The organism is Stenotrophomonas sp. FW305-C-20-S1, assembly GCF_058783335.1.
Map to the genome: position 1 here is coordinate 20,490 of NZ_JBYTEK010000002.1, position 8,673 is coordinate 29,162.

Consider the following 8,673-nt stretch of genomic DNA (forward strand, 5'->3'; position numbering starts at 1 on the left):
ACAGCTCCATTGGCAGGAGGCCGTAGCTTATCCGACTCGTGGTGGGATTCGCACGAAGTCGCGCGACGGATGGCTCAGGCCGGATCTGCGTCCAGCGGCAGCACACTGCTGACCCGCTCGCGCAATTCCTTGCCTGGCTTGAAATGAGGGACATGCTTGCCCGGCAGGGCAACCGATTCGCCGGTCTTCGGGTTGCGACCCAGGCGCGGCGGACGGTAGTGCAGCGAAAAGCTGCCGAAGCCGCGGATCTCGATGCGATCGCCAGCCGACAGTGAGCCCCCCATCATTTCCAGCAATGACTTGACCGCCAGATCGACATCATCGGCCTTCAGGTGCGCCTGCCGGCGCGCAAGGATTTCGATCAGTTCGGATTTGGTCATTACCGGCTCACATCAGGGGCATCTCAGCCTGAAACGGCCCGGGCAGTGCCCGGGCCGTCCAGGAAACAACGAACAGCGTAAGGCCGATATTACTCGGACTTGTTGCCGTTCAGCTGTGCACGCAGCAGCGCGCCCAGCTGGGTGGTGCCGCTGGAAGCCGAAGAGGACTGGTATTCCTCCAGCACTTCGCGCATTTCCGCGTCGTCCTTGGCCTTGATCGACAGCTGCAGGGTACGACCCTTGCGATCCATGCCCACGAACTTGGCTTCAACCTTGTCGCCGACCTTCAGGTGCTGGGTCGCGTCGTCAACACGCTCGTTGGCGATGTCGCGAGCTGCAACATAGCCTTCGATGCCGTCGGACAGCTCGATGATCGCGCCCTTGGCGTCGACTTCCTTCACCACGCCTTCGACCTTGGAGCCCTTCGGATTGGTCGCCATGTACTGGCCGAACGGATCCTGCTCCAGCTGCTTGACGCCCAGCGAAATGCGCTCGCGCTCCGGATCGACGGCCAGGACGACTGCGTCCAGGTTGTCGCCCTTCTTGAAGTTGCGAACGATGTCTTCGCCAGTGGTCGCCCAGCTGATGTCGGACAGGTGAACCAGGCCGTCGATGCCGCCGTCCAGGCCGATGAAGATGCCGAAGTCGGTGATCGACTTGATCTGGCCCGACACCTTGTCACCCTTCTTGTGGGTGGCAGCGAAGGTTTCCCACGGATTGGCGGCAACCTGCTTCATGCCCAGCGAGATGCGGCGACGCTCCTCGTCGACGTCCAGGACCATGACTTCAACTTCGTCACCGACCTGCACAACCTTGGACGGGTTGACGTTCTTGTTGGTCCAATCCATCTCGGAAACGTGCACCAGACCTTCGACGCCCGGCTCGATTTCGACGAATGCGCCGTAATCGGTGACGTTGGAGACCTTGCCGAACACGCGGCTGTTGGCCGGGTAACGACGGGCGATGTTATCCCACGGATCTTCGCCCAGCTGCTTCAGGCCCAGCGAAACGCGGTTGCGCTCGCGGTCGAACTTCAGCACGCGCACGTCCAGCTCGTCGCCGACATTGACAACTTCGGACGGATGGCGCACGCGCTTCCATGCCATGTCGGTGATGTGCAGCAGGCCGTCGATGCCGCCCAGGTCCACGAATGCGCCGTAATCGGTCAGGTTCTTGACGACACCCTTCAGGATCGCGCCTTCCTGCAGCTTGTCCATCAGCTGCTCGCGCTCTTCCGAGTGCTCGCTTTCGACGACAGCGCGGCGCGAGACCACGACGTTGTTGCGCTTGCGGTCAAGCTTGATGAGCTTGAATTCCAGCTCCTTGCCTTCCAGGTAGGCCGGATCGCGCACGGGGCGCACATCGACCAGGGAACCCGGCAGGAAGGCGCGGACATCCTTGATGTCCACGGTGAAACCACCCTTGACCTTGCCGCTGATGCGACCGGTGATGGTTTCGTTCTTTTCCAACGCTTCTTCCAGCTCGTCCCACACCATCGCGCGCTTGGCCTTCTCGCGCGACAGGACGGTTTCACCGAAGCCGTTCTCGATCGAGTCGAGGGCGACCTTGACGATGTCGCCTTCGGCAACATCGATTTCGCCAGCGTCGTTACGGAACTGTTCGATCGGCACGATGCCTTCCGACTTCAGCCCGGCGTTGATCACCACGACGTCGCCGCGGACTTCAACAACGGTACCGCTGACGATGGCGCCCGGCTTCAGCTTGGCCAGGTTGGCCTGGCTGGCTTCAAACAGTTCGGCAAATGATTCGGTCATTAGATTTACTCTGTTGGACACATGGGTCGGTTGGCTTCCCTTCAGGGAATGGCTACCGCCCGCCTGTTGGTCGACCCCGGAAATGCAGGTCGTGTGTGGAAGTAGGAAAACCGCCACGCATCATTGCGCGACGGAGCTTTTACAGCACTGCAGATGCGCGACCTCCACCGATTCTGCTGGAAGAGCTCCCGCGCGAACGGATCAGGCAGCCGGAACCGGAAGCAGATCCATCACTCTGGCAACGACATCTTCGATGCCGATGCCTGTGGTGTCGATGAGGACAGCATCGTCTGCCGGCTTCAGGGGCGCCACGGTACGCTGAGCATCACGGGCGTCGCGGGCCATGATCTCGCGCAGGAGGTCTTCAAAGTTAACAGAAACCCCCTTGTCTTTCAACTGCTTATGCCGGCGCTCGGCGCGCTCCTCGGCACTGGCGGTCAGGAAGACCTTGTAGGGGGCGTCCGGGAAGATCACCGTGCCCATGTCGCGGCCGTCGGCGACCAGCCCCGGCTCCATCCTGAATGCGCGCTGGCGCTCCTTCAGGGCGGCCCGGACCTCGGGGATGGCGGCAATCGCCGACGCCAGCGCCCCGGTGGTCTCCAGCCGCAGCTCGTCGGTGGCGTCGGTGCCATTGACCAGGACCCGCATGGCATCGCCCTGCTCGACGAACTGGACATGCGTATCAAAGGTGCAGCGCACCAGCGCGGAAGCATCGGAGGTGTCGATGTCGGCCCAGCTGGCCGCCACGCCGACCGCGCGGTACAGAGCACCCGAATCCAGGTAGTGCCAGCCCAACCGACGCGCCACGATGCGGCTGATGGTACCCTTGCCGGCCCCTGACGGGCCGTCGATGGTCAGGACGGGAACGAGTGGATTCATGGGGGTCCTTGCGCGTGTGAAGGGGGCATTCTAGCCCCTGCCGGACACCCCGTAACGGGCCTTTTGTGCAACCACTTGAAACCATGGGGAAAAGCCCGGTAGAATGGCGGGCTTGAACGAGCGTCCACTGCCGATTGTCTTTCGCATATCGCGGCCACGCTCCACCCGAACAACTACTGTTTACGCCGAGGTATGCCATGAAAGTTCTGTCCTCCCTGAAGTCGGCGAAGGCCCGTCACCGTGACTGCAAGGTCGTGCGTCGTCGTGGCAAGATCTTCGTCATCTGCAAGTCGAACCCGCGTTTCAAGGCGCGTCAGCGCTAAGCCCAACGGTCCTTGTGACCGCGGCTGGCCCCACGCGGGGCCGACCCGATGCAAAAAGCCGCCTTCGGGCGGTTTTTTGTTTATGCGGTTTTTTCCTGCCGTTTTTGCTGTAATCGCTGTTCTTGACCACTGGGGAGTAGATCGAGATGACGCGTTACCTGTGCACCCTGGCCGTACTGGCCACCCTGGCTGCCGCCACCCCGGCGATGGCCGATACCCTGCTTGTCGACCGCGCCCGCGAAAAGCCGGCCGGCGCCCTGCCCGTCCGCGGCCAGAGCATGCAGCAGGTGCAGTCGCAGTTCGGCGCGCCGGCAGAGCAGCTGCAGCCGCGCGGCGGGCAGAAACGGCAATGGCCGACCATCCACCGCTGGGTGTACCCGCAGTTCACCGTCTACTTCGAGAAGCAGAAGGTGATCGACGTGGTGGCAAACCAGGCGGATCCGAACGAAATCGGCCCCAAGCCGCCGATCCGTTGACCCCCATGCCCGCCACCGGCGGGCGCGTGTAGCGAGACCATGAACCAGACCCTTCGTTTTCCTGCCGAATGGGAAGCCCAGAGCGGCGTCCTGATTGCCTGGCCCACCGCCGACACCGACTGGGCCGACCGCCTGGGCCAGGTGGAAGAGACCTACATCGCCCTGGTTGCAGCGATCACCCGCTTCCAGCCGGTGCTGATCTGCGTGGCCGACGATGACGTGGAGACCTACGCCGAAATGCGGTTGCGCTCCAACCGCATCGACATGGACAAGGTCCACTTCACCACCGCCGCCTACGACGACACCTGGCTGCGTGATTCGGGCCCGATCACCCTGCGCCGTGCCGACGGCAGCTTCCAGCTGCTGGACTTCCGCTTCACCGGCTGGGGCGGCAAGTTCGACGCAACCCTGGATGACCAGCTGGTCGGCGCGCTCGACCAGGCCGGCGTGTTCAACGACGCGACGGTGCGCAGCATTCCGTTCGCGCTGGAGGGCGGCGGCATCGAGACCGATGGCGAAGGCACCCTGCTGACCACCTGGAAGTGCCTGCACGAGCGCCATCCCGACCGTGACCGCGACAGCCTGAGCGCCGACCTGGCCGACTGGCTGCAGCAGAAGCGCGTGCTGTGGCTGGATCATGGCTATCTGGAAGGCGACGACACCGACGCCCATATCGACACCCTCGCCCGCTTCGCCTCGGCCGACAGCATCGTCTACCAGGCCTGCGACGACGCCAGCGACTCGCATTACGCCGAGCTGCAGGCGATGGGCACCGAGCTGGCCGCGTTGCGCACCGCTGACGGAAAGCCGTACCGCCTGTTCCCGCTGCCGTGGGCACAGCCGGTGATCGATGAAGGCCGTCGCCTGGCTGCTTCGTATGCCAATTACCTGATCGTCAACGGCGCGGTGCTGATGCCGGCCTATGGCGACCCGGCCGATGACCTGGCCCGCGACGTGCTGGCACAGGCCCACCCTGGCCGCGAGATCGTGCAGGTGCCGTGCCGCTCGCTGATCTGGCAGAACGGCAGCCTGCACTGCATCACCATGCAGCTGCCGGCTGGGCTGTTGAAGGCATAAACCACGCGGTAGCGCCGGGCCATGCCCGGCGAGCGCGGCGGCATCTGGAAAATCCGCCGGGCATGGCCCGGCGCTACCGGTTGCGTGCACCATTCAGCAGCCAACACGCTGTCGTGGCGCATCCGCGTTAACATGCGGGTTTTCCCCCGCAGGATCGCCCCGCATGAACTCGCGCAGCCCCCTTACCGTCGCCCTGATCCAGGAGCGCAACCACGGTGATGCCGCCGCCAACCTGGCGGTGATCGAAGCGCGTGTTGCCGACGCCGCGGCGCAGGGCGCGAAGCTGGTGCTGCTGCAGGAACTGCACAACGGTCCCTACTTCTGCCAGCACGAATCGGTCGATGAATTCGACCTGGCCGAGCCGATTCCGGGCCCGAGCACCGAGCGCTTGGGCGCGCTGGCCAAGAAGCATGGCGTGGTGCTGGTCGGCTCGCTGTTCGAGCGCCGCGCTGCCGGCCTGTACCACAACACCGCCGTGGTCTTCGAGAAGGACGGCACCTTGCTGGGCAAGTACCGCAAGATGCACATCCCGGATGACCCGGGCTTCTACGAGAAGTTCTACTTCACCCCGGGCGACATCGGCTTCAAGCCGATCGACACCTCGGTCGGCCGCCTTGGCGTGCTGGTGTGCTGGGACCAGTGGTACCCGGAAGCAGCGCGCCTGATGGCGCTGGCCGGTGCTGAGCTGCTGCTGTACCCCACCGCGATCGGCTGGGACCCGGATGATGTGCAGGACGAAAAGACCCGCCAGCGCGACGCCTGGGTACTGAGCCACCGTGGCCATGCCGTAGCCAACGGCGTGCCGGTGCTCAGCTGCAACCGCGTCGGCCATGAGGCTTCGCCGCTGGGCGCCTCGGGCATCCAGTTCTGGGGCAACAGCCACGTGCTGGGCCCGCAGGGCGAGTTCCTGGCCGAAGCCGGCACCGACGCGACCATCCTGATGTGCGAGGTCGACCTGCAGCGCAGCGAACACGTGCGCCGCATCTGGCCGTTCCTGCGTGATCGTCGCATCGACGCCTACGGCGACCTGCTCAAGCGCTACATCGACTGACCCGGAGCCCGCGCATGGCCGTACTCATCCGTGATGCCGGCCCTGCCGACATCGCTGCGATCACCGCGATCTACGCGGTGGAAGTGACCGACTTCGTCAATACCTACGAGTACGAGATCCCCGACCAGGCCGAGATGCTGCGCCGCATGCGCGACATCATCGACCGCGGCTTCCCCTACCTGGTGGCCGAGGTCGACGGCCAGGTTGCCGGCTATGCGTATGCCAACACCTACCGCACGCGCATCGCCTACCAGTGGACCGTTGAGAACTCGGTCTACGTCGATGCCCGTTTCCAGGGCCGTGGCGTCGGCACCAGCCTGCTGCAGGCACTGATCGATGCCTGCACCGCGCGCGGCCATCGACAGATGGTGGCGGTGATCGGCGAGCCGACCAACACGGCCTCCATCAAGCTGCACGAACGCTTCGGTTTCCAGCTGGTGGGCGTGTTCCGTGGCCTCGGCCGCAAGCACGGCCGCTGGCTGGACACCGTACAGATGCAGCGCGCGCTCGGCGATGGCGCCGATTCCGCTCCTTCCAATGAATGATTCCATGACCGAAACCCTTCCCGAAACCGGCGACGATCTGTTCGCCGGCCAGCCAGTGCGCGTCGTCGAGCGCGATGGCGTGCGCTACACCCTGCTGGGCACTGCCCACGTCTCCCATGCCAGCGTCGAGGCGGTGGAGAAAGCCATCGACAGCGGACGATTCGATGCGGTGGCCGTCGAGCTGGACCCGCAGCGCCTGCAGGCGCTGAGCGACCCGGACACGCTGGCCAAACTGGACCTGGTGGAAGTGATCCGCAAGGGCCGCGTCGCGTTGTTCGCGGCCAACCTCGCGCTGTCGGCCTACCAGCGCCGACTGGCCGAACAGCTCGGCATCGAGCCGGGCGCCGAACTGAAGCGTGCGGTGGACCTGGCGCGCGAGCGCAACCTGCCGGTGCACCTGATCGACCGCGAAGTCGGCCTGACATTCCGTCGTGCTTCGCAGCGACTGGGCTTCTTCGGCAAGCTGAAGCTGGTCGCCGGGCTCGGCGCCGGCCTGTTCTCGTCCGAGGATGTCGGCGAAGACGAGATCGAGAAGCTGAAGCAGGGCGACATGCTGGAATCGAGCTTCGGCGAGTTCGCCAGCGAGAACCCCGCGTTGTACGAAACGATCATCGGCGAGCGCGACCGCTACATGGCCACGCGCCTGCGCGAAGCGCATGATCCGCAGCAGCGCGAAGTGCTGGCGGTGGTCGGCGCCGGCCATCTGGCCGGCCTGGCGCGTTACCTGGAAACCGATACCGAGGCGCCTGCGCCGTTGCGCGAGCAGCTGGAAGCGGTGCCGAAGAAGCGCAACATCCCGTGGTTCACCCTGGGGATCCTCGCCATCGTGGCCACCGGCATCGGTGTTGGCTTCTATCGTGGTGGACTGGGCGTGGGCACCGAACTGCTGGCGACCTGGGCGATGTATACCGGCGGCCTGGCTGGCCTGGGCTGCCTGGTGGCCGGCAGCCACCCGCTGAGCATCCTCACCGCGATCGTGGTGGCGCCGTTCAAGCCGTTCCGCCTGAGCATCCCCACCGGCGCATTCGCGGCACTGGTGGAAGCGCGCCTGCGCAAGCCGACCTACGAGGATTTCCTCAAGCTGCGTGACGATGCACAGTCGTTGAAGGGCTGGTACCGCAACCGGGTCACCCGCGTGGTGCTGACCTTCATGCTGACCAACCTGGGCAGCATGCTGGGCCTGTGGCTGACCGCGGGCAAGGTGTGGAGCAAGGTGGCGAGCTGATCGGATTCTGCAGAGCCGAGCATGGCTATACTCGCGGTTTAAGGAAGGAGCACGCCGATGGATGCATACGATGCGCTGATGCGCGATGGTTTCGTGGTGGTCCGCCAGGCCATCGCGCCCGCACTGGTGGAAGACATCAACGAGCGCATCGCGCGCTTCAAGCAGCGCAATCCCAAGTCGGTGTCGCGCAACCTTGACGATCACAAGCGCTTGTATCGAGTTGTCAACCTGCACCTGGTGGTGGATGCGATGACCCGCCTGCTCACCGACAACCCGGCCATCGATGTCTGTGACCGCTTCCTCGGCGAACCCACCACGCTCTACACCAGCCTTTACTACGAGCGCGGCTCGGAACAGTCGTTGCACCGCGATACACCGGTGTTCTGCACCTCCCCGGGTGAGCGTTACATGGGTGTGTGGACGGCACTGGACGCGGTTGATGACAGCAATGGCCCGCTGCGCGTCGTTCCGCGCAGCCATCTGTTACCGCCCATCGATGTGCAGGCACTGCGCCGCAAGGTCTTCGGCGACGGGCCGGTCAGCGCGATGTCGCCGGAAGGCTGGACGGCTTATCAGGACGCGGTAGCACGCCAGTGCGAGGAGGCAGGCCTGCAACCGCAGGCGGTCCACGTGCAGCCGGGTGACGTGATCGTCTGGCACCCGCAGCTGTTCCATGGTGGTGCCCCGCACCCGTCGGCCGGCACTCGCCGCAGCGTGGTCATGCACGTGACGCCGAAGTCGATGCCCGTGGGCCACATGGATGTCTTCTATGGCCAGACCCCTTCGGCAGAGAAGGCGCCTTGGCGCTACTACCGGCGTGGCCGGCGTGAGATCGCGCGATTCGGACAGGTCGATTTCGGCCACGAGTACACGCGTCGCACCTGGTTCCTTCGCAAGGCTTGACCCAGCCAGCGAACGAAAAAAAGGGGAGACCGCCCCACT

Annotated in this window: 10 protein-coding genes; 7 read left to right on the plus strand and 3 right to left on the minus strand. The window is 64.7% G+C overall.

What is annotated here, in order from left to right:
* Positions 1-74 precede the first annotated feature (74 nt).
* From AC3WTC_RS01770 to cmk, 3 genes are all read right to left on the minus strand, one after another.
* The gene (locus AC3WTC_RS01770; protein WP_005409286.1) at positions 75-380 is read right to left on the minus strand and encodes an integration host factor subunit beta; all 306 of its coding nucleotides are present in this window, start codon (positions 378-380) and stop codon (positions 75-77) included.
* Between the two features lie 89 nt (positions 381-469).
* Positions 470-2,155 (minus strand): 30S ribosomal protein S1, encoded by a 1,686-nt coding sequence (rpsA, locus tag AC3WTC_RS01775; protein WP_025875032.1) that lies wholly within the window; start codon positions 2,153-2,155, stop codon positions 470-472.
* 201 nt (positions 2,156-2,356) lie between these two features.
* Entirely contained in the window at positions 2,357-3,034 is a 678-nt protein-coding gene (gene cmk / locus AC3WTC_RS01780) for a (d)CMP kinase (RefSeq protein WP_032977572.1), read from the minus strand.
* Positions 3,035-3,231: 197 nt separating this feature from the next.
* Between cmk and ykgO the strand changes: the two genes are divergently transcribed.
* The 7 genes from ykgO to AC3WTC_RS01815 all read left to right on the plus strand — a co-directional run bounded on the left by ykgO (position 3,232) and on the right by AC3WTC_RS01815 (position 8,634).
* Positions 3,232-3,357, plus strand: coding sequence for a type B 50S ribosomal protein L36 (gene ykgO, locus AC3WTC_RS01785; RefSeq protein ID WP_005409283.1), 126 nt, complete (start codon positions 3,232-3,234; stop codon positions 3,355-3,357).
* A gap of 146 nt (positions 3,358-3,503) precedes the next feature.
* Positions 3,504-3,833, plus strand: a complete 330-nt coding sequence (locus tag AC3WTC_RS01790) for a hypothetical protein (RefSeq protein WP_025875042.1) — start codon at positions 3,504-3,506, stop codon at positions 3,831-3,833.
* A 39-nt stretch (positions 3,834-3,872) separates the two neighbouring features.
* Positions 3,873-4,910, plus strand: a complete 1,038-nt coding sequence (locus tag AC3WTC_RS01795) for an agmatine deiminase family protein (RefSeq protein WP_140227107.1) — start codon at positions 3,873-3,875, stop codon at positions 4,908-4,910.
* A 163-nt stretch (positions 4,911-5,073) separates the two neighbouring features.
* Positions 5,074-5,961, plus strand: coding sequence for a carbon-nitrogen hydrolase (locus AC3WTC_RS01800; RefSeq protein ID WP_025875046.1), 888 nt, complete (start codon positions 5,074-5,076; stop codon positions 5,959-5,961).
* A 14-nt stretch (positions 5,962-5,975) separates the two neighbouring features.
* Positions 5,976-6,506 carry a GNAT family N-acetyltransferase gene (locus AC3WTC_RS01805; protein ID WP_025875048.1) on the plus strand — a complete coding sequence of 177 codons (531 nt, stop codon included), beginning with the start codon at positions 5,976-5,978 and terminating at the stop codon, positions 6,504-6,506.
* Positions 6,507-6,510: 4 nt separating this feature from the next.
* Positions 6,511-7,731 carry a TraB/GumN family protein gene (locus tag AC3WTC_RS01810; RefSeq protein ID WP_481446692.1) on the plus strand — a complete coding sequence of 407 codons (1,221 nt, stop codon included), beginning with the start codon at positions 6,511-6,513 and terminating at the stop codon, positions 7,729-7,731.
* Positions 7,732-7,788: 57 nt separating this feature from the next.
* Entirely contained in the window at positions 7,789-8,634 is an 846-nt protein-coding gene (locus AC3WTC_RS01815) for a phytanoyl-CoA dioxygenase family protein (protein ID WP_134832398.1), read from the plus strand.
* Positions 8,635-8,673 lie beyond the last annotated feature (39 nt).